Source organism: Actinoallomurus sp. NPDC052274, from assembly GCF_040679475.1.
In the GTDB taxonomy this organism is placed as follows: domain Bacteria; phylum Actinomycetota; class Actinomycetes; order Streptosporangiales; family Streptosporangiaceae; genus Actinoallomurus; species Actinoallomurus liliacearum.
This window is the reverse complement of sequence record NZ_JBFAUT010000004.1, coordinates 184,456-202,983: the sequence shown is the minus strand read 5'-3', so window position 1 is coordinate 202,983 and position 18,528 is coordinate 184,456. Positions and strand designations below refer to the sequence as shown.

The 18,528-nt window shown below is 69.7% G+C and carries 27 protein-coding genes; 13 read left to right on the top strand and 14 right to left on the bottom strand.

Annotated elements, in window-relative coordinates:
* The 3 genes from AB0K82_RS05670 to AB0K82_RS05660 all read left to right on the top strand — a co-directional run bounded on the left by AB0K82_RS05670 (position 1) and on the right by AB0K82_RS05660 (position 1,966).
* Complete coding sequence (locus AB0K82_RS05670) at positions 1-507, top strand: hypothetical protein (RefSeq protein ID WP_364393138.1); 507 nt, start codon at positions 1-3, stop codon at positions 505-507.
* Positions 508-708: 201 nt separating this feature from the next.
* Positions 709-1,128 carry a hypothetical protein gene (locus AB0K82_RS05665; RefSeq protein ID WP_364393136.1) on the top strand — a complete coding sequence of 140 codons (420 nt, stop codon included), beginning with the start codon at positions 709-711 and terminating at the stop codon, positions 1,126-1,128.
* A gap of 94 nt (positions 1,129-1,222) precedes the next feature.
* Positions 1,223-1,966 (top strand): hypothetical protein, encoded by a 744-nt coding sequence (locus AB0K82_RS05660; protein ID WP_364393133.1) that lies wholly within the window; start codon positions 1,223-1,225, stop codon positions 1,964-1,966.
* Between the two features lie 9 nt (positions 1,967-1,975).
* Here the strand turns inward: AB0K82_RS05660 and AB0K82_RS05655 are convergent, their stop codons facing one another.
* Positions 1,976-2,431 (bottom strand): YbaB/EbfC family nucleoid-associated protein, encoded by a 456-nt coding sequence (locus AB0K82_RS05655; RefSeq protein WP_364393132.1) that lies wholly within the window; start codon positions 2,429-2,431, stop codon positions 1,976-1,978.
* A gap of 85 nt (positions 2,432-2,516) precedes the next feature.
* Positions 2,517-3,881 (bottom strand): S8 family serine peptidase, encoded by a 1,365-nt coding sequence (locus AB0K82_RS05650; RefSeq protein ID WP_364393129.1) that lies wholly within the window; start codon positions 3,879-3,881, stop codon positions 2,517-2,519.
* A gap of 216 nt (positions 3,882-4,097) precedes the next feature.
* Between AB0K82_RS05650 and AB0K82_RS05645 the strand changes: the two genes are divergently transcribed.
* From AB0K82_RS05645 to AB0K82_RS05625, 5 genes are all read left to right on the top strand, one after another.
* On the top strand, positions 4,098-4,928 hold the full coding sequence (locus AB0K82_RS05645; protein ID WP_364393126.1) for a hypothetical protein: 831 nt from the start codon (positions 4,098-4,100) through the stop codon (positions 4,926-4,928).
* 4 nt (positions 4,929-4,932) lie between these two features.
* Positions 4,933-5,268: a hypothetical protein gene (locus tag AB0K82_RS05640; RefSeq protein ID WP_364393124.1), complete on the top strand. Its 336-nt coding sequence runs from the start codon at positions 4,933-4,935 to the stop codon at positions 5,266-5,268.
* Positions 5,269-5,272: 4 nt separating this feature from the next.
* Positions 5,273-5,767 carry a hypothetical protein gene (locus AB0K82_RS05635; RefSeq protein WP_364393121.1) on the top strand — a complete coding sequence of 165 codons (495 nt, stop codon included), beginning with the start codon at positions 5,273-5,275 and terminating at the stop codon, positions 5,765-5,767.
* 106 nt (positions 5,768-5,873) lie between these two features.
* The gene (locus AB0K82_RS05630) at positions 5,874-6,344 is read left to right on the top strand and encodes a hypothetical protein (RefSeq protein ID WP_364393119.1); all 471 of its coding nucleotides are present in this window, start codon (positions 5,874-5,876) and stop codon (positions 6,342-6,344) included.
* Positions 6,345-6,370: 26 nt separating this feature from the next.
* A complete protein-coding gene (locus tag AB0K82_RS05625) occupies positions 6,371-6,961 on the top strand; it encodes a hypothetical protein (RefSeq protein ID WP_364393116.1) in 591 nt (196 codons plus the stop codon).
* Between the two features lie 58 nt (positions 6,962-7,019).
* Here the strand turns inward: AB0K82_RS05625 and AB0K82_RS05620 are convergent, their stop codons facing one another.
* The gene (locus tag AB0K82_RS05620) at positions 7,020-7,619 is read right to left on the bottom strand and encodes a YdeI/OmpD-associated family protein (RefSeq protein ID WP_364393114.1); all 600 of its coding nucleotides are present in this window, start codon (positions 7,617-7,619) and stop codon (positions 7,020-7,022) included.
* Positions 7,620-7,879: 260 nt separating this feature from the next.
* Here AB0K82_RS05620 and AB0K82_RS05615 point away from each other — a divergent pair, with 260 nt between their 5' ends.
* Genes AB0K82_RS05615 through AB0K82_RS05605 form a run of 3 tightly spaced genes read left to right on the top strand, consistent with a single transcriptional unit; the run spans position 7,880 to position 9,656 of the window.
* Positions 7,880-8,479 (top strand): hypothetical protein, encoded by a 600-nt coding sequence (locus AB0K82_RS05615; protein WP_364393112.1) that lies wholly within the window; start codon positions 7,880-7,882, stop codon positions 8,477-8,479.
* Complete coding sequence (locus tag AB0K82_RS05610; protein ID WP_364393109.1) at positions 8,476-9,060, top strand: hypothetical protein; 585 nt, start codon at positions 8,476-8,478, stop codon at positions 9,058-9,060. Before AB0K82_RS05615 ends, AB0K82_RS05610 begins: the two co-directional genes overlap by 4 nt.
* 11 nt (positions 9,061-9,071) lie before the next feature.
* On the top strand, positions 9,072-9,656 hold the full coding sequence (locus tag AB0K82_RS05605; protein WP_364393107.1) for a hypothetical protein: 585 nt from the start codon (positions 9,072-9,074) through the stop codon (positions 9,654-9,656).
* Here AB0K82_RS05605 and AB0K82_RS05600 read toward each other — a convergent pair.
* From AB0K82_RS05600 to AB0K82_RS05555, 10 genes are all read right to left on the bottom strand, one after another.
* Positions 9,541-10,833 (bottom strand): hypothetical protein, encoded by a 1,293-nt coding sequence (locus AB0K82_RS05600; RefSeq protein WP_364393105.1) that lies wholly within the window; start codon positions 10,831-10,833, stop codon positions 9,541-9,543. The genes AB0K82_RS05605 and AB0K82_RS05600 overlap by 116 nt on opposite strands.
* Positions 10,834-10,936: 103 nt before the next feature.
* Positions 10,937-11,245: a DUF1416 domain-containing protein gene (locus AB0K82_RS05595; protein WP_345355703.1), complete on the bottom strand. Its 309-nt coding sequence runs from the start codon at positions 11,243-11,245 to the stop codon at positions 10,937-10,939.
* 42 nt (positions 11,246-11,287) lie between these two features.
* The gene (locus tag AB0K82_RS05590) at positions 11,288-12,127 is read right to left on the bottom strand and encodes a sulfurtransferase (protein WP_364393102.1); all 840 of its coding nucleotides are present in this window, start codon (positions 12,125-12,127) and stop codon (positions 11,288-11,290) included.
* 78 nt (positions 12,128-12,205) lie between these two features.
* Positions 12,206-12,628 (bottom strand): DUF4395 domain-containing protein, encoded by a 423-nt coding sequence (locus AB0K82_RS05585; RefSeq protein ID WP_364393100.1) that lies wholly within the window; start codon positions 12,626-12,628, stop codon positions 12,206-12,208.
* A gap of 56 nt (positions 12,629-12,684) precedes the next feature.
* Positions 12,685-12,768: a putative leader peptide gene (locus tag AB0K82_RS05580; RefSeq protein WP_364393238.1), complete on the bottom strand. Its 84-nt coding sequence runs from the start codon at positions 12,766-12,768 to the stop codon at positions 12,685-12,687.
* A 169-nt stretch (positions 12,769-12,937) separates the two neighbouring features.
* Positions 12,938-13,249: a thioredoxin family protein gene (locus AB0K82_RS05575; protein WP_364393236.1), complete on the bottom strand. Its 312-nt coding sequence runs from the start codon at positions 13,247-13,249 to the stop codon at positions 12,938-12,940.
* Between the two features lie 193 nt (positions 13,250-13,442).
* Positions 13,443-14,159: a zf-HC2 domain-containing protein gene (locus AB0K82_RS05570; protein WP_364393097.1), complete on the bottom strand. Its 717-nt coding sequence runs from the start codon at positions 14,157-14,159 to the stop codon at positions 13,443-13,445.
* On the bottom strand, positions 14,156-14,665 hold the full coding sequence (locus tag AB0K82_RS05565) for a sigma-70 family RNA polymerase sigma factor (RefSeq protein WP_364393095.1): 510 nt from the start codon (positions 14,663-14,665) through the stop codon (positions 14,156-14,158). Before AB0K82_RS05565 ends, AB0K82_RS05570 begins: the two co-directional genes overlap by 4 nt.
* Positions 14,666-14,744: 79 nt before the next feature.
* On the bottom strand, positions 14,745-15,449 hold the full coding sequence (locus tag AB0K82_RS05560) for a DUF2993 domain-containing protein (protein ID WP_364393092.1): 705 nt from the start codon (positions 15,447-15,449) through the stop codon (positions 14,745-14,747).
* Between the two features lie 198 nt (positions 15,450-15,647).
* Complete coding sequence (locus tag AB0K82_RS05555) at positions 15,648-15,902, bottom strand: MoaD/ThiS family protein (RefSeq protein WP_364393089.1); 255 nt, start codon at positions 15,900-15,902, stop codon at positions 15,648-15,650.
* A gap of 135 nt (positions 15,903-16,037) precedes the next feature.
* Between AB0K82_RS05555 and AB0K82_RS05550 the strand changes: the two genes are divergently transcribed.
* Both AB0K82_RS05550 and AB0K82_RS05545 read left to right on the top strand, forming a co-directional pair.
* On the top strand, positions 16,038-16,745 hold the full coding sequence (locus tag AB0K82_RS05550) for a response regulator transcription factor (protein ID WP_364393086.1): 708 nt from the start codon (positions 16,038-16,040) through the stop codon (positions 16,743-16,745).
* A gap of 226 nt (positions 16,746-16,971) precedes the next feature.
* Positions 16,972-17,133 carry a hypothetical protein gene (locus AB0K82_RS05545; protein WP_364393084.1) on the top strand — a complete coding sequence of 54 codons (162 nt, stop codon included), beginning with the start codon at positions 16,972-16,974 and terminating at the stop codon, positions 17,131-17,133.
* Positions 17,134-17,608: 475 nt separating this feature from the next.
* Here the strand turns inward: AB0K82_RS05545 and AB0K82_RS05540 are convergent, their stop codons facing one another.
* Complete coding sequence (locus AB0K82_RS05540) at positions 17,609-18,418, bottom strand: hypothetical protein (protein WP_364393083.1); 810 nt, start codon at positions 18,416-18,418, stop codon at positions 17,609-17,611.
* Between the last annotated feature and the right edge of the window lie 110 nt (positions 18,419-18,528).

Here is an 18,528-nt window from a genome sequence, read left to right as displayed (position 1 = left end):
ATGCCTCACGGTGAGTTCTGCCTGCACAACAACCGAGCCGGGTTGACTCGGCTCATGGCGGTTTTCGGTGGTGTGGGGGTCGCCGCGTCGGCGGCCGGATTCATTTACAACCCGTACTGGTGCATTCTCGGGGCGTTAGGGATCGCAGTCGGCGCGATGTTCGCCGTGATCGGAATACGTAATCCGTTGATGATCACATTGTCGGGCGCGGGACTCACCGCACGGGGGCGCGACGGAGTCGGCGTCATCCCCGCATCGGCCATCGAGGCGGTGGGCCTGTCCAAGATCGGCCGCGTGCACTACGTCACTCTCTGGTATGACACGGCCGCCGTTCCATCAATACCCCTGGCCTTCGACCGGTATCTTCGCGCCATGGCACCGGGGGTCCCCGGGCGGATTCACATCGGCGCGTTCAGCGAGACCGCCGACGCCGAGAGAATCAGCGAGCTCCATCGACTGGTCGCCGAGACCGGCCTCGGCGAGTGGCGGGAGCATCCGGCCGGCTGATGCGGAGCGAACACCGGGCACCTCGTCTCGGCCGGCCCATCGGCCGGGCCGCGAGCCCTTACTCGACGTCGTAACGCCACCGCTTCCCGGCTCGCGCCTTGCACGTGCACGGGTGACTTCTGGATGTTCTGCCTAGCGATATAGGGACACCGGCGGTTAGCCTCTTGGTAACCGATCTTGGATGGTAGCGAAGGAGGCCACGTGGTCGAAGTCAACACCGCCGCGCTGAAGACCGCCGCGAGCGATTTCTCCAACACGCTCCTGCCGCTGGTCGAGTCCGTGAAGACGCTCGTCGACCAGAACACCGAGCTGCCGGCCATGTCCTGGGGTGTGATCGGCGCCATGACCGTCAGCGGTAACTACCATCCGGCCCGCGACTACCAGCTCCGTCAGCTGAAAGACGCCGTCAAGTGCCTGCACGGCGTGAACGCCGGCCTGTACAGCGTCGCGCTCCACTACGACGAGAAGGAACTGGAGAACGCCCGGGCCGCCTACCATGCCGCCCACGGTGTCACCGACCAGTCCACGGCGGCGGCCAAGGTGCATGAACTCGAGCAGCGGGTGTCCAAGGACACCGAGGAGTTCAACACGGCCAAGAAGAACGACGACTCGTACCACTAGACCGGCGCCCGCGCACCGGACCGACGTCCGCCCACTGGACCGGCTCCGAGCGCTGGACCGGCGTCCGCGTACGCCCGAACGAGGAGGACCGTCAATGGCAGGTGAGGGCGAGGCTTACACCGCCGGTGTCGAAGTCGGCGCGATGGGCCTGATGAAGCTCCTGGCGAAGTGGATCCCGGCCTTCTCCAAGATCCAGTTCGCCGGCCGGCTCGCGATTCCCGCGGCCGGGGCGGGGGCGATCTGGCTCCTGGCCAAGCCGTGGGGCGACGACGACATCGAGAAGAGCTGGAACGCCTGGCGCTCGGCGAGCCAGAACCTCCAGGACATGCGGTTCAACGACTGGGACAACAAGATCAAGGCGATCCAGGCCGCCTGGCCGGAAGGCGCGGACCGGCAGCAGTTCGACAAGTTCATCGCCACGGTCAAGAACGAGTTCTACCAGACCGACCAGGCGCTGGGGACGATGGCCACCGCCGTGCAGAACGCCCAGACGCAGATCCACCAGATCATGCACACGGTCGGCATCGTCGCGGACCTGTTGCTCGCGACCATCGTCGCCTGCGAGCTCGCGGAGGCGGCCTTCCCACCGGACGCCCCGATCGTCGAGGCGTTGAAGAACGCGACCGGCGCGGTCCTCATGGGCGTGACCGCGGTCGGCGTCGGGTCGGTCGTCGTGGCGCTGCTCTACAACCTCGGCAACATCGCCGCGCTGGCCTCCTCCGAGACCGCCTTCCCGCAGCCGCAGCCGAACCGCGGGAGCGGCAGCCTCACCAACAACACGGACTTCGACGACATCAAGGTCACGAACACCCAGCACGGAGGCTGGACGTACTACTGACTGCGGCGCTCAGAGCCCGTACCGGCGGCGCATCTCCTGGAACTGCTCCATCGCGTCCGCGAGCTGCGGGTCGTGGAGGTCGGACTCCGCGTCCGGGTTCATGCTGAGCAGCTTCCCCTGCAGCAGCTGGCTGAAGTCGGCGCTGCGCCCGGTCACAGAGCCCATGATCTCGTTCATGCGCTCGGCGGCCTCTTTGGCGGCCTTCCCGGCCGCCTCGAGGATGGCCTCGGCGAGCGCCTCCGACCCGAGGCGCATCGCCCGCGGGTTGATCTGCAGCGACGACAGCGCGCCGCTGGGCAGGACTTCGACCTCGACCTGGCCGTCGGCGGCGGTGGCCCGCCCCTTCAGCGACGAGAGCTCTTTGCGCGCCTCCTCGAACCGCTGCATCTGCTCGCCGACCTGCGCCAGGATTCGATCGAACTCTTCGTTCCCGGTGTGACCGAAGAAACCGTTGTCCGACGCCATGTGTCCTCCGGGGAAATCGCCGATCAAGGGGCGGTTTCCTCCACCTTAACGGCGTTGATCTTGCTGAGGGAGAGTCCGCGGCCCGTCAGCCCGTCTCTTCCCGCTCGGACGACGGCGTACGACGGCCGGGCCGCCAGTTGCGGCGGCGTCCCGCCGGGATGATGATGCCGCCCGCGACGACCGCGCCGGCGATGCCGAGCGCTCCACCGACGAAGGACAGCGCCACCGTACGGCTGAAGGTGTCCTTGTGCTCCGGGGTGACGATCGCCACCGGCTTCGGCGTGACGGTGGCCGTGCCCGCCTGGCCGTTCTCCTCCGGCAGTACCGCGGTCACGGCCCGGAGGGGGTTGAGGATTCCGGCGCCGGAACCGACCGAGGTGCGGCCGTCGGCGGTCACCTCGATCCGGTGCTTGATCTGGGCCGCGGTCAGGTTCGGGTGATACGCCTTGATGAGCGCGGCCGTGGCGGTGACGTACGGCGCGGCGAAGCTCGTCCCGGGTCTGCTGGCGTAGGAGTCGTGGGGCCACGTGCTGTTCACGTCCACGCCCGGCGCGACGACCGACACGCGTGACTTGGTGTCGGTGAAGTCGGCGACCTTCCCGTCGCTTCCGACCGCGCCGACCGAGATGACGCCGTCGTAGCTGGCCGGATAGAGCTCCTGTTCGGTGGCCTTCTTGTCCTTGTCCGTGTTGCCGGCGGCCGCGACGATGAGTGCGCCCTTGTGCTGGGCGTACTCCACCGCGCTCTTGAGGAACGAGTAGTTCGCCAGCGTGATGGAGACGTTGATGATGTCGGCGCCGAGGTCGGCGGCCCGCCGGATCCCCTCGGCCACCGGGCGGGGCGGGTTGTTGGTGTCCTGGGTCGCGGCCTTCACGGAGATGAGCTGGACCTTCGGGGCGACGCCGAGGAACGGCACGTGACTGCTCCGCTGGTCCTGCGCCGCGATGATGCCGGCGACCATGGTGCCGTGACCGTTGCAGTCGCGCTTGTCGGTGTTCGTCACGTCGTACGTGTCGATCGACGGCAACTGCGGATGCGAGGTGTCGACACCGCTGTCCACGATGGCGACCTTCACGCCCTCGCCGCGGGTCAGCGGCCATACGTCGGTGAAGTCGAGCATCAACTGGGGATACGGCGCCGCCGTCATGCCGGATGCGGGATAGCCGTTGGCGACGTCACACCGCTGCGGTGGCGCCACCGTCTTGGTGACCGTGGGCGCGGGCGTGGGTGTGGGGGTGGTCTTCGGCGTCGGGGTGTGACTCGGCGGCTTCGGCGTCGTCGTGTGCCGGGTCGGCCTCGCGCTCGTCTTCTTCGTCGTCGAGGCCGCTCGCACGACCGGCATCCCCGCCGCGCCGCTCGGCCGAGCGGTCAGCGCGATGGGAACGGTGACCACGGTCGCCAGTCCCAGGCCGCCCGCGACGGCGATGGCCGCCGGTTTCAGTCTGCCCACCGCGCACCTCCCCACCACTCGTCGAAAGACTCTAGACGATCCGTCGCGAACGAGCCCGGTACCGGGAGACGACGACGGATCGCCCGGCGGCGAATGCATGGGATCCAGATCGAGGTCGCGTGCGTCGGACCTGATAAGGGGAGCTTGAGGAAGGACACCAAGGCACAGAAATCGTAAAGTAGGCAAGGCTGAATCGCACAAAGGGGGGGACTTTCGGTGCCAGAGCCACTCGACGACGTCGAGCTGGAGCGCCTGATGCGCGAGACGCACGCCGCGATCGAGTCGCTGCGCGCGAAGAGGCCCTCTCCCGAGGAGACGACGGTCCGCGGCGAGGGGCAGGCCTCCGACGAGCGGGTCCGAGCGTCCGTGCACGGCGGACGCGTCGCGTCCGTCACCCTCGATCCCCGCGTGCTCCGCCTGTCCTCCGAGGAGTTCGGCGGCCTCGTCACCGAGGCCGTCAACGCGGCGCTCGACGACCAGCTTGGCAGGTCCGCCGCGGCGGCGGGCCCGGTTCCCGATCTCGTGGCGCTCACGGAGACCCTGCGGGCGGTGCAGAACGAGAGCCTCCGCCAGATGGAGATCATCACGCAGGGCATCACGGACGCGATGGCGCGCATCCGGGAACGCACCCGGATCAGCGGCGACCCGACGCCGCGCGGCCTGGAGGACCTGTTCGGTCTCACTCGGCGCAACCTGGAGGACGCGCTCACCGTCACGGGTGACAGCGCCGACGCCCGCGGCGAAGGGAAGAGCGCGCGCGGGCGGATCCGGGCCGTCGCGATGGTCGGCCGGGTCGAGTCGGTGACGGTCGAAGCGCAGGCGATGCGGATGGCCTCGCACGAGCTGGCCGAGCAGCTCACGATCGCCGTGAACGCCGCCCTGGACGATCTGGGGTCCAAGGTCGGTCCCGGCGGGCGCGCCGGCGGGGCGGACGCCGAGGAACTGCGCAAGCGGGTGAGTGCGGCCCAGGACATGAGCATCGACCAGATGCGCACGTACACGCGTGCGCTGCGCGACATCATGTCGAGCATCGAAGGACCGGAGTGAGCGGATGGGTGACGTTGGTGACGAGCTCGAGGTCGATCCCGCGAAGATGCGCGAGGCGGCCGGTGGCATCAACACGGCGACCAACACGCTGCAGTCGCAGTTCGCTGGCTTCCAGCAGGAACTCGCGGCTCAGTCGGACGCCTTCGGCGACGACGACCTCGGGTCGCTGATCGCCGGCTTGTACCAGGCCATCCACGAAGTGGCGTTCGGATCGTACGCCGACAACACCGGCGCGATGAGGGGCCATGTGCAGGGCGTGCACGACCTCGCGACCGCCTACGAGACGGGCGAGCAGGCGAACACCGGTGAGATGAACGACGTCCGCAAGATTCTGGGGTGATGGGATGGGTCTGCAGTTGCCCGGAGCGCTCGCCACGCTTCTCAACGACCTCGGCTACATGTGGCCGATGAGCGACGAGGACAAGCTGCTCACCATGGGCAGTGGCTGGCTCGGGTTCACCGGCACGATGGATCAGCCGGTCGGCGACGCGAACGCCCACGCCACCGCGATCTGGACTCAGCACAAGGGCGAGGGCGTCCAGGCCTTCGCGAACACCTGGAACGCCAAGGACGCTCCGCACAACAACCTCCTGGACGGCAAGACGGGCGGCACCATCATCGGCGCCGGTCTGATGATCTGCTCCGCCATCGTGCTCGCGCTGAAGATCAACGTCATCGTCCAGCTCGTCCAGTTGGCGATCGAGATCGCCCAGGCCTTCGCGACCGCCGCGGTGACGGCGGGCGGCTCCCTCCTGGAGATCCCGGTCTTCAAGGAGATCACCAGCAGGCTGGTGAACCTCTGCGTCAGCCTCGCCATGAACGCCGTCCTGGGTGGCTAGCGGAGCAGGCCCGGGAATCTTCAAGGCTGCGCAGAAGTTCTTCCGATTCCTCCGGAAGGAGGAGGGGACGGCGGCTCACGCGCATCCGAGGCCACCGCGTTTCAAGATGAAGAAGATGGAGCGCGAGTACCGAGGCGAACACCTGCCCGCGCCCAACAAGTCCTGGACGCATGGGTCACAGGTCCAGTACCTCGACGAGGCGGCGCGTCAGCGGTACCGCCTGACGGTGGGGAACGACGGGCGCCTGTACGACTCCTCGGGCCGTCTCTTCGACACGAGGAAGGGGACGTCGGCATGGACGCCCGACCGGAGGCGGGCCATCTACGTCATGGACGAACAGGGCAACCTCTACGCCTCGAACACCCAGATCGTCGGCCAGTTCCACCACTCGAGCTTCCTCGCGGGAAATCCGGTGGCCGGGGCCGGGGAGCTCGAGGTGGTCAACGGTAACCTCATGGCCATCTCGCGACAGAGCGGCCACTACAAGCCGACGCCCCAGCACCTCCAGCAGGTCACCGACCATCTCAGGGGCCAGGGACTGTTGTTCGGGCCTCATCACATCGAGTGGGGGATCTGATGACCGTGGACGGAAGGACGGATCCGTTGACCGAACCGCAGGGACTGATCAACGGCATCCTCTACGCCACGCAGTTCGAGCGGACGCTCGACGATGAGGTGGTCGATCGGATCGTCCGTGCCCTCCTCGAAGAACCGATCATGAACCTCACTCCTGAGCAGGAGTACGAGGGGATCGTCGCCGGCCTGCGCTCCGAGGAGCCGCTGACGGGTCAGATCCCCCAGCCGCACGACGAGAGGGCCGTTCGTGAGTTCCTCGCGAAGGTCGTGCGGCGGCTGGACGCGTTGCGACCCTGGCCGGAGCTCCCCATCGCGACGATCGGCCCCGAACACTGGCCCGAGTTCGGCGGCGCCCGGCCGATCGCCCGGGTGCAGGTGCCGATCCTCGACGTCCAGGACCGGCTCCGCGCCGTCTTCCACCGGCTCGACGACGGTCACGACATCCTCCTCCTCCGGCTGCGGTCCGGAGCGGAGGTCGCCCTCATCACCCCCTGGTGGGTCGGCAGCGACGACTCCGCGCTCCTGTTGAAGAGCCAGGACGTACCGGCGCAGCACGTGATCGAGGAGTTCAGGGCGGCCACGGGCTGGGGCCCGGACGACGTCACCCCACTTCCATGAGAGACGACCTCCCCCTTATTACGGGGTCCCGGCCCGAGCCGCAGTGTGGCGTCGGTGATCAGCCGCTGAGGCCGCGTTTCTGCGGGTGGACCGTCTCGCCCCGGGCGAGCATCTCAACGAATTGGGTGATGCGGCGGGCTCGGGTCTCGGCGCGTTTGGCGTTCGTGACCCGGTAGAGGATGGTGTAGCGGTTCTGGGAGGTGAGGATGTCGAACATCGCCTTCGCCCGGGGCTCCGCGGCCAGTGCGGCGGCCAGGTCGGCCGGCACCTCGATGCCGGCCTGTCCCGCGTAGGCGGTGTCCCAGCGGCCGTCGGCCTTCGCGCGTTCGACCTCGGCCGTTCCGGCCGGATGCATCCGGCCCTCGCCGACCAGCCGGGTGACGATCGAAACGTTCCGCGCCGACCAGGTACTTTGCTTCCCCCGGGGAGTGAAGCGCTGGCAGAAGGTACTCTCGTCCCGCCGTCGTAGCCGACTATCGATCCAGCCGTGGCATAGCGCCTCGTCGAGCGCCTGGTCATAGGTCAGGCTGGTTGGCCCGGTCGTGTTCTGCTTGGCGAGGACCAGCCACACCCCTGCCGAGCTGTCATGGTGCTCGCCGAGCCACTCCCGCCAGGCTCGGGCATCGGTGACGGTCAGTTCCGGTAGTTCGTCGCTCATCGTCATGCCTTGGCGGAGATGGGCTTTTCGGTGGAGGAGTTCGCGGTCATGCCGGCAGACGCTACGGCATGTCTCCGGCAGCGACCAGGCCGCCCTGTCGGCGCTGCTCGAACTACGCCAGGTGTTGCCGGCCAGGATCGCCGACCGGCTTGGCGAGCTGGACGCCGCGTTCACGACTCGGCAAGGGAGTCACCGGACCGACCGCGCCCCGCCAGGACTACCGGGACCCCAATATCCGAGCAAATCGTTACGATCGACCAGTGGCTCACACCGTTACCGTCGCGGAGCGACCCCGCCGACGCCTGCGGACCGCCGTCGGCGTCATCGGCGTACCGGTGGTCGTCGTCGGGGTGACCGCGGCGTTCGGCGGCCTGCGCGCCGCGCCGACCGGCCCGGCGAAGACCCCGGTGGGCAGGCCGATCGACCAGGGCCCGTTCACGGTGACCGTGTTGAACGCCCGTACCGCCGACGTGAAGCAGTTCAGCGGGCCGCCCAAGCACTCCCTGATCGTCACGGCGCGGGTCGTGAACACCAGCGCCAAGTCCTGGGGGATCGTCACCTTCCTCGGCGGCGTCGTCGCCGCACCCAAGCCGGGCCGCTACGCCGACGCGGACCCCATGGACTCCATCGGCATGATCTCCGGCGCCAAGACCAGTGACCTCCACCCTCGCCTGCCGATCGACGTTCAGTTGGTGTGGGCGCTCCCGACCGGCACCAACCCGGGCGACGTCACGCTGGCCTTCCGCAAGTGGACGTACGGCCAGAGCTTCACCAACGACGTCTTCGACTGGACGGTCACAAAGCAGTCGCCGTTCACCGCGACGGTCACCCTCCCCGTACGAGCGGGGGCGCGGTCATGATGATCCTCCGGCGGGCACTCGCCGGCCTGGGCGCGGTCGTCCTGTGCGCGCTGGCCATGTGGTTCACCAACGTCAAACCCCACCTCGTGGCACGGCTGCAGACGCCGCTGCTCGCGCACGGCCGCATCGGCACGGCCGTGGACAACCGGGTCTTCAGCGTCAAGGTCGATCGCGTGGACGTGGCGAGCGGCATCGTCAAGCACGACTCCCTCAGCGGCGGCCGGCGGATGACCACCCCCGGCATCTTCGTCATCGTCTATGTGAGCGCGAAGAGCAACCTCAAGCCGCTCCAGCTCGGCCACGCGCGACTGGAGACGCGCGGCGGCCTCTCGTACGACGAGACGGGCCGGTCGGACATCTTCACCTCGGACGCCTCGCTCGAGCCGATGCTGTGGCGGTCGACCTTCTACGTCTTCGAGATCCCCAAGGACCGACTGGCCGGCGCGCGGTTCGTCGTCGGACAGAGCGACCTGGTCGACAACCTGTCCGCGGAGACCGCCGTGGACCTCGGCCTCACCGCGAGCCGGACGGCCCGGCTCCTGACCGGTCCCCCGACCGACTACGCCCTCAAGTCGAGCTGACCATGTACACGATGCCGCCACCCGATCCGCTGGAGACCACGGTCCCGGACCCGGTCATGCGCCGCCGGCCGCGGTTGTCCCCCGGCCGGCGCCGGATGGTGGAGGCCGGCGCGTTCGCCGTGCTGGCCACCGCCTACCTCGTCGCCGAGTGGACGGACCACGTCCATCAGGCGTCCTCGACCTGGACCCGGCCCGAGAAGGTCAGTGTCGTGCGCTTCGGGACGCCCGGCGTGCTGGGCCGGGCCGAGTGGCGGATGCTCGGCCAGGACGGGGCCGCGTCGGCGAAGTCCCGCCTCGCGCCGCCCGGCGCCGTACACCTGACGCTCCTGCTGCAGGTCCACCCGCTCGACGCCCAGGGCGTGAAGGACGCCAAGGGCGCCGCGTTCCAGGTACGGGACCCGCAGGGGCACATCTGGACGGCCTACGGGGACGTCGGTGGCGGCAAGGACCCGGCCGTCGGCTCGGTGACGCGGGTGACGGTCACGACGGACGTCCCGGCGAAGGCGGCGAGTACGGTCCTGCTGGAGGTACGAGCGAACGCGCCGGCCGGGGGGAGGAAGACCGGGCCGATCCGGATTCTGCGGTTCGCGCACTGACGCGGCCGACCACCAGGTCGAAGGCGGCGGCCAGCAGGCACACGCGCAGCACCTGGTGGACCAGCTCGACGGGGAACTCCACCATGGTCAACCGCGGCTGCCACCACCCGAGCTCGTGCGGGCCCAGCAGGTAGTACACCCCTCGCTCGGTCACCGGGACGAGCGCCTCCAGGCCGGTGAACAGCGCGCAGAACACCCCGAACGGCAGCATCCCCGCTCGGAACACCATCCGGAGGCCGTACACGGCGGGCAGCCACTTATCGCGCAGCTCCCGAGTCAGCACCTCCCGAGGGGTGTGCGGACGGTCGATGCCGCTCGCGAAGACCACCTTCCGGCCGAGCCATCCCTGGCCGAGCGCCGCCTCCTCCTCGGCGGTGACGCCCAGGATCACGCCCGCGATGACGAGCCACACCAGAGAGCCGAGGACCGCGTCCTTGAAGAGCGGCCACATCGTGTTGAACGTCCCGAACACCGGCCCGAGGGACCTGCCCAGATCCACCCAGGCGACCCGCCCCGTGATCCAGCCGGTGACGTCACCCCGCACCTGGTCGACCGTGAAGATCCCGAAAAGCGTCCAGTTCACCTCGCAGAAGGCGATGCAGACACCGCCGACACCAGGCCACCGCGGTTCGACGACACGCTCGGCGACGAACTTCACGGCGAAGAAGACGACCGTGCAGATGATCGCGACCCAGAGGTGGTCCTGCAGAGCTATCAGGATCTTCATTCCGGCCGTCGCACCGAAAATCCCGCCCTGGGCGGTGCCCCGGCCGGCCGCGCTCTGCACGAACTCCTTAGCGTCGTCGGCGAACCAGCCCCAGGCCAGGTAGAAGATCATGAACGGGAGCAGCGCCCGGGTGATCGCGTCGAGGATGCCCTCCTCCTCGGCGGCGGCCCACGACGTCAGGCGCTCGTCGACCTCGCGCGCCTGGACGGCCGGCAGGCCCTCACGGACGCTGTGCACCATCGCGGCCGTGACGCCGAGCGACACCATGACCGTGAGGCTGAGCACGATGATCGGGATGACGGAGTTGTGCAGCCCGAAGTGGTATCCGGCGAGGAAGAGCAGATAGCGGAGCACCTCCCCGACGGTGAACCACAGGGCGAGCGGGACCGCGAACCGGCCGGCCAGCCGGAGCGTGGTCCAGGGCAGCATCACCGGGGACGTACGAAGCACAGTTCGCGATCGTAACGACTTCCGGCCACAAGTCCGTAGAGGCGGACAAAGCAGAAGGTCCCGCCGCCACCCGAGGGTGACCGGCGGGACCTTCGTGTCGATGCTAGATCGCGACCTCGAGCGCGGCGATCTCTCCGGTCGTCGCGGTCACCTGCGAGTCGACGCTGACGCCGCCCGGAGCGAGCACGCGGATCGTCCAGTCGCCGGGCGCGGCGAAGAACCGGAAGACCCCCTCCTCGCTGGTGACGACCTCACCGGTGAACTCACCGGTCGCGTCGAGCAGGCGCGCGTACGCACCGGACACCGGGGTGCCCGCGCGCACGACCGTGCCCTGGATGACCGCTTCGTTCGCCAGATCGACCGTGGCAGGCAGGCTCGCCGTCTGGGTCGGAGCTCCGCAACCGTCGCTCATTGTTCCTCCTTGCTGCTATGCGCGTCCTTGGCCGGCGAGCGGCTACTTGGCCTCGCCGAGCTCGACCGGCACGCCCACGAGCGAGCCGTACTCGGTCCAGGAGCCGTCGTAGTTCTTCACGTCCGGCAGGCCCAGCAGCTCGTGCAGGGCGAACCAGGTGTGCGACGAGCGCTCACCGATGCGGCAGTACGCGATGGTCGGCTTCGACAGGTCGACGCCGGCCTCCTCGTAGAGCTTCTTCAGCTCCTCGTCCGACTTGAAGGTGCCGTCGTCGTTGGCGGCCTTCGACCACGGGATGTTGCGCGCGGTCGGGACGTGGCCGGCCCGCTGCGCCTGCTCCTGCGGCAGGTGCGCCGGGGCGAGGAGCTTGCCGGAGAACTCGTCGGGCGAGCGGACGTCGACGAGGTTCTTCGTGCTGATCGCCTCGACGACCTCGTCGCGGAAGGCGCGGATCGTGTGATCCTGCTCCTGGGCGACGTAGTTCGTCTTCGGACGGGACGGGACGGCCTCGACGAGCTCGCGGGAGTCGAGCTCCCACTTCTTACGGCCGCCGTCGAGCAGCTTGACGCTCTGGTGGCCGTACAGCTTGAAATACCAGTACGCGTACGCGGCGAACCAGTTGTTGTTGCCGCCGTACAGGATCACGAGGTCGTCGCCCGCGATGCCCTTCTCGGAGAGAAGGTTCTCGAACCCGGTCTTGTCCACGAAGTCGCGGCGCACCGGGTCCTGCAGTTCGGTCTTCCAGTCGATGCGGACGGCGCCACGGATGTGGCCCTTTTCGTAGGCGCTGGTGTCCTCGTCGACCTCGACGAGGACGACACCCGGGTCGTCGAGGTGAGCCTGCACCCAGTCGGCTTCGACCAGGACGTCGGAGCGGCTCATGCGTGGTCCTCCTTGGTGGAGTCGGCGGATCGTTCTTCGGGTGTTCGTGGCATGGCCGTGGTCTCAGGCGAACCCGGCCTAGGGTGCGACTCGCCGTGGAGCGAGCCGCCGGATCAGCAGATAAGCCTCGCATCCCAGGCAGAACCCGAAGGCCGCGTTGAGGAACGCCGCGACCAGCGCGAACGCCGTCGCGGTCATCCCCACCTCGGGGACCTTCAGGATGTATCCGATCACCCCGGTGAGGGCGAACGCCGCACCCACTCCCTGTGCGAAGCGGGGCGGCGCCTCCGGCTCGAGCTCCCGCGGAGCGCCGAGCCGAGGGCGGACGAGCGCCTGGTAGATCAGGCCGTACGGGGCGTTGCGGAGCCCGAAGACGACTCCGACGACGAACACGACGGCCTGGGCCGCCAGTAGCAACCAACTACCGGTCACGAGAACGACGACCAAGATGAACGATGTGAGGGCCGCGCCGAAACGCTGACCCCGTGGGTCGACCTGCATCGGCTGATGCTCCCGGTGACTGCTGTGGTGCGACGGGCTGGACGGGCTCAGATGCCTCAGGCCGCAGGACAGAGCGCGGTCGCGACGCGGCAGAAGTCGACCGCCCGTCGCTTCGTCAGCAACTCTGTCCAGGAACGCACGGACACGATGGTAAGCGCCGTCTCGCTCAACGTAAAACCCCGTCTCGGCAATCGAGACGTGAACCCGGCCCCATGCACCTGGTCGACCTGCGCGAACACTCTGCGAAGGATCTTGAATACTCCGGCGCGCCGAGGCCGCGCCGCAGGTGCGGGAGTGACGTGACGCACCTCAGACGACTGCTTCGCCGAGGGCGGCGATGATGTCGGCCTTGCGGGGCAGACCGGAGCCGCGGCGTACGATCCGCCCGGACGCGTCGAGCACCAGCACGGTCGGCGTGCGCAGGACGTTCAGCCGGCGGACGAGATCGAGATGCGCCTCCGCGTCGAGCTCGACGTGGGTCACGCCGTCGACCATGCCCGCCACCTCACCCAAGACCCGCCGGGTCGCGCGGCACGGCGCGCAGAACGCCGAGGAGAACTGCACCAGGGTCGCCCGGTCCCCGAGATCGGCCCCGAGCTCGGCGGCGTCGAGACGCTCCACGTCACCCTCCCTCCGCGCACGCAGCACACCGCTCCGGTGCCGCCAGATCAGGCCGAACACCGTGGCCAGGACGAGCGCCGCCACCGCGACGTAGACACCGGTCATCACCGGTTCTCAAGGCGCGCGCCGCGCCCGGCATTCCCGCCGCACGGTCCGCGGACGAGAGAGCGCCGCGTCCGTCCTCGCCCGGGCCTCAGACCCGGACGCTGAGCAGCCGCCGGCCGTCGACGGTACGCACCTCGACCGCCGCGATCCGGTCCTTGGGGAACATGGATGATCCGGCGAACTCGGCGGAGCCCTCGTACTCCACCTCCCAGCCGCCCGCGATGTCCCGCCGCCCGTCCCGGTCCACGGCGACCAGGTGGCAGCGGGTCTCCGCCGGGGCTCCGGTGAGACGGACCGTGAACGCGGTCCCCCAGTCCTGGGCTCGCAGGGTGATCCGGGCGCTGACGCCGGTGGCGGCGTCCCTGCCCTGGACGGTCGTGGCGACCGCCGAGGGGCTCGGGGTGGGCGGGCCCGGTGTGGGCGTGGCAGCGGGGCCGGCGACCGGCCGGTTCGCCCCGAGGCCGAACCCCGTGGCGACCCCCGCCCCTCCCGTGACGAGGGCGACGGCCGCGGCGACCGCCAGCCACCGGCGGTTCCGGTGACTCCGCGCCCGGTGCTCGGCGGCGGCGCGGTCGAGCACCGACTCCAGGAGTTCCGGTGGCGGGGCGTCGACCTCCGCGATCTGCTCCTCGGTCACCCGGCCCAGCAGGGCGGGCAGGCCCGCGAGGCCGACCAGTTCGTCACGGCACCGGCGGCACCGCTCCAGATGCTCGTCGACCAGGGCGCGCTCCGCGGGATCGATCGCGCCGAGGACGTACACCCCGAGCAGCGCCCGGAGATCGGCGCATCGGGCACTCGTCGTCATGGCGCCAACCCCCGCTCCTCCAATGCCAGTTTCAGCGCGCGCAGCGCGTAGTACGTCCGCGACTTCACCGTCCCCGCCGGTATTCCCAGCACCGCCGCCGTCTCGGCCACCGATCGTCCCCGGTAGTAGGTCTCGACCAGCACGGCCCGGTGCTCGGAGCTGAGGTCCGCCAGCGCCTCGGCGACGGTCCACGACTCGAGGGCGCGGTCGATGTCGTCCCCGGCGGGCAGCGCGGCGAGCGCCGCCTCGCCGATCTCGGGCGGTCGTGACCGCCGCGACCGGAGCGCGTCGACGACCAGGTTGCGGGCGACCGTGAACAGCCAGGGCCGTACGGGGCGGCCGACCAGCGCGCCGGGATGACGCCAGGCGCGCAGCAGCGTCTCCTGGACGATGTCCTCGGCCTGCTGGCGATCGCCACCGGTCAGCCGCAGGACGTACCCCAGGAGCGGGCCGCCGTGCTCGGCGTACAGTGCGCGGAGCAGCCGCTCGTCCGCAGTGGGTCCCACACCCTCGACACGTATCCAGGCGGCGGAAGGTTCATCGGGACTTCCGGGTCGTCTCCCGGGTCGATCGTCCCGATCCCGATCAGCGGACGTTGAGGCTGTCGAGTTTGACGTTCCGCGCGGTGGTCGACACGCGCAGGCCCTGCTGCTCGACCTTGACGTCGGTGATCTGCGTGTTCAGCGGAAGGCCCTTGACGGACATCGTGAAGGTGAACGCCTGACGGACCAGGCCCACCGGAACGGTCGTCCCGCCCGCCTTGACCGACTGCGGGACGACCCGGACGCCGCGGCCCGCGGGCTGCACGGTCACCGTGGCCGTGACCGTCTGCGTGATGCCCAGGACGGTGTACGGGCCGCGCACCTGCAGGTCGGAGCCCGCGGCCGAGACCTTCATGTCGTGCGGCGCGGACTTGTTCACGTCGTCGTAGCCGACGGTGGCCGTGGAGGTCGCCGAGTCCGCGACCATCTTGGAGGAGTCGCCGTGCATCGCGTCGGACATCGGCGCGGTGACGCCCTTGAGCGCGACCGTCGTGCCGGTGAGGTGGACCCCCTGCTCGGTGAGGTCCCCCACGTTGATGTCGATCTCGTTGTACCGCCCGTCGATCGCCTGGGTCAGGAACGGGAAGCCCTTGATGGACACGTCGGGGGTGTGGTCGAGCTGGTACTGCGAGGCGACGTTCTTGGCGATCTCGTTCTGCGCCACCCGGCGGCCGATGATGTCGCCGGCGACGGCGATTCCGCCGAAGACGATCAGCAGAATCAGGCAGATAACAAATGCTTTGCGCATGTCTCCCCCGGTCGGCGATAGGCGATCACCATACCGATGGCGCCACCGCGCCGGGGTCACACCGGGTGATGAGATCGGCCACTGCCGGGTCGCCCCGCAGAACCAGGCGAGGACGCGCCGGCCACGACCGGGACGCCGCGGACGCCGACCGGCCGGGCACCGGCCCGGGACCGGTTCGGCGTCGCGGCCGTGGCGTTCTCACCCGCCCGCGAACGGGGGCAGGACCTCGACCGTGCCGCCGTCGGGCAGCGTGACGGCCCCGGGGTCCCGCGTGCCGACCGGAGCGCCGTCCACCAGGAAGGAACTGCGGGCGAGAACGCGCCCGAAGTCCGCCCCCCGATCGGCCGCGGCGACCTTCAGCGCCTCCGCCAGCGTGGTGGCGTCGTACGGCTCCTCCGCCGTCCCCGCCGCCGCGCGCGCGGCGGCCCAGTACCTGATCAGGCCCTTCGCCATGCTCCCCCTTTCCTGGTCTACACCACTCGGGTAGTGAGTGCTTTTCCCGCATTCGATATCCTCGCCTATTAGGGATCCGGGCAGCGTCGCCCTCGGGTCCTCGACGTCTTTTCGGGCCCCAAACGAGGAGGCCGTATGAGTAGCCTGCTGTTGCTGACCAACGTGCTCGAGCCCTCCGACGAGGTCCTGCCCGCCCTGGGCCTGCTGCTGCACTCCGTTCGCGTCGCGCCGGCCGAGGGCTCCGCCCTCATCGACGCGCCCCCGGCCGACCTGGTGCTCGTCGACGCGCGCCGGGATCTCGCCCACGCCAAGAGCCTCTGCCGCCTCCTCCGCACCACCGGCCTCGACGCTCCGCTCATCGCGATCGTCACCGAGGGTGGCCTGGCCGCCCTCACCGCCGAGTGGGGGCTCGACGACGTCTTCCTGCAGACCGCCGGTCCCGCCGAGGTCGAGGCGCGGATCCGGCTGGCGGTCGGCAAGGTGGCCGCCGGCCAGCCCGATGACGTTCCCGGCGAGATCCGCAGCGGCGAGCTCACGATCGACGAGGCGACCTACACCGCGCGGCTGCGCGGGCGCGTGCTCGACCTGACTTTCAAGGAGTTCGAGCTGCTCAAGTACCTCGCCCAGCACCCCGGCCGGGTCTTCACCCGCGCCCAACTGCTGCAGGAGGTCTGGGGGTACGACTACTTCGGCGGCACCCGCACGGTCGACGTGCACGTCCGGCGGCTGCGGGCCAAACTCGGCGCCGAGTACGAGTCGCTGATCGGAACGGTGCGAAACGTCGGGTATCGATTCGTCGCCGATACCCGGCCGACCGAGGAAGGAGCCCCCGCCCACCGGTGAGCGGGGGCTCGATCGTCTCAAGGGTCAGCACGGCGACGCGCCCCCCGCCTGCCGCTCCCGTGGCGGCCGTACCGGCGAAGGACCGTTCGGGGCCGCCTAAGGCGTACCGAATGCTCGGCAACCGCGCGCCCCAAAGGGGTCAAAGCCCGCATATCAGCGCCACGGGCGAGGTATTTCCCGAGCATCCGGCACACCCCTCGCGACCACCGCCCCGGGCGGCCGCCGGATGGTCGCCTCCGACGCAGGCGGACTGCTCGCCGAGCGCGGTCGTGGCCTGTCGATCGTCGACCACTTAGCCGTCGCCCGGCTGGAGGACGAGCGGTCCGGGGAGCTCAGGGCCTTCCACTGGCGGATGCTGCGCCTAGAACGCAGTGGATGCCAGGGATAAGCCTGTGAAGTGCGTAATGCTCGGTGAACCTGCCAAAAGCAGGTCCCTTACCAGGACGAATCACCCGGCTATGCGGCCTTTCTTGCACCTGGCACCGAACGCTGCCCCTCTGAGGGCGGCGTTCGGCACGTCAGCGCGGCGGCGCGGACCATCCCGAATCTTGCGGCGGCGGGCCGTCCTGCGAATACGGGCCGTCCGGCAGCACAGCGCCGGCGTCGCCCGGCCGAGGTGCGAGGTGGCCGCCGTAGGGACCCTGACCTCCCGGACCCGCCTGCGGCGGTCCGTACGGGCCGGATGGCACCGGCGGGTACGGCTGCCCCGGGCCGGGGCCGTACGTCACAGGGCGCCGCCCACGTACGACCGCCACGATGACCACGGCCAGGATCCCGAGGATCGCGACGGGTATCAGGATGACCATGAGTGCGAGTGCCGCCATCACGCCTTCGTCTCGGCTCGGTGTTCTCCGGGAGTCCGCTCAGCGAGAGCCGTACGGGCCGTACGGGAAGCCCTGTGGGTCGTCGGGGGCGGAACGCCACGGATCACGGTACCCGCGCTGCTCGGTCCGGTCGTACGCGCGTGCGGTGTCCGCGTACTCGTCCTGCGGATCGGGTGACCCGTACGAGTGCCGCCCGGCGGAGCCGCGGGCGGAACGCGGCGGCACGTAGGGATCACCGGTGGCCGCGCCGTACGAGTCGGCGGGCGCGCCGTACGAGGGCTGAGAGGGCGTCTCTCGCGGCCGTCGCGGGGCCGGCACGTACGGCTCCCACTCCGCGCTCTGAGCGGCCCGGGACGGCGCGTACGGCTCCCAGTCCGAGGCCTCGGCGGGCCGGGGCGGCGCGTACGCCTCCCGATCCGGGCTTTGAGCGGCTCGAGGCGACTCGTACGGCTCCCAGTCCGAGCCCTGAACGGGCCGGGGCGGCGCGTACGGCTTCCGCGCGGGCCCGCCGTGGGACTCGCGGGGCGGCTCGGCGTACCCATCGCGGCGGGCGGCGTGGGAGTCGCGCGGCCGGGCGGCGGATCCGTACGCGTCGTAGGCCGCGGGGGCGGGCCGGTAGGCGTCGTACGCCGCCGGCCGCGGCGGCTCGGGCGCGGGCCGGTACGGCGTGGGCTCGAGGTCCTCGTCCTCGTACTCGGCGTCGTAGCCCTCGTAGTCCTCCGCGAAGGCGGCGTCCGGGCCGGTCGGAACCCAGCGACGACCCATGACCGCGAGTAGGAGAACGAGGAGCAGCACAGCGACGGGCACGGCGAGCGCACCGGCCATGATCGGGAGTCCGGGATCGCCCACGACGACCGCCTTCCGCGCAGGTGAGGGCCTGATCGTATGGCAACGTTCGCGCCGGATGGAAGGCTCCGGACAGATCTTCTGACTTCAATGGTCAAAGGGGCCGAGACTAC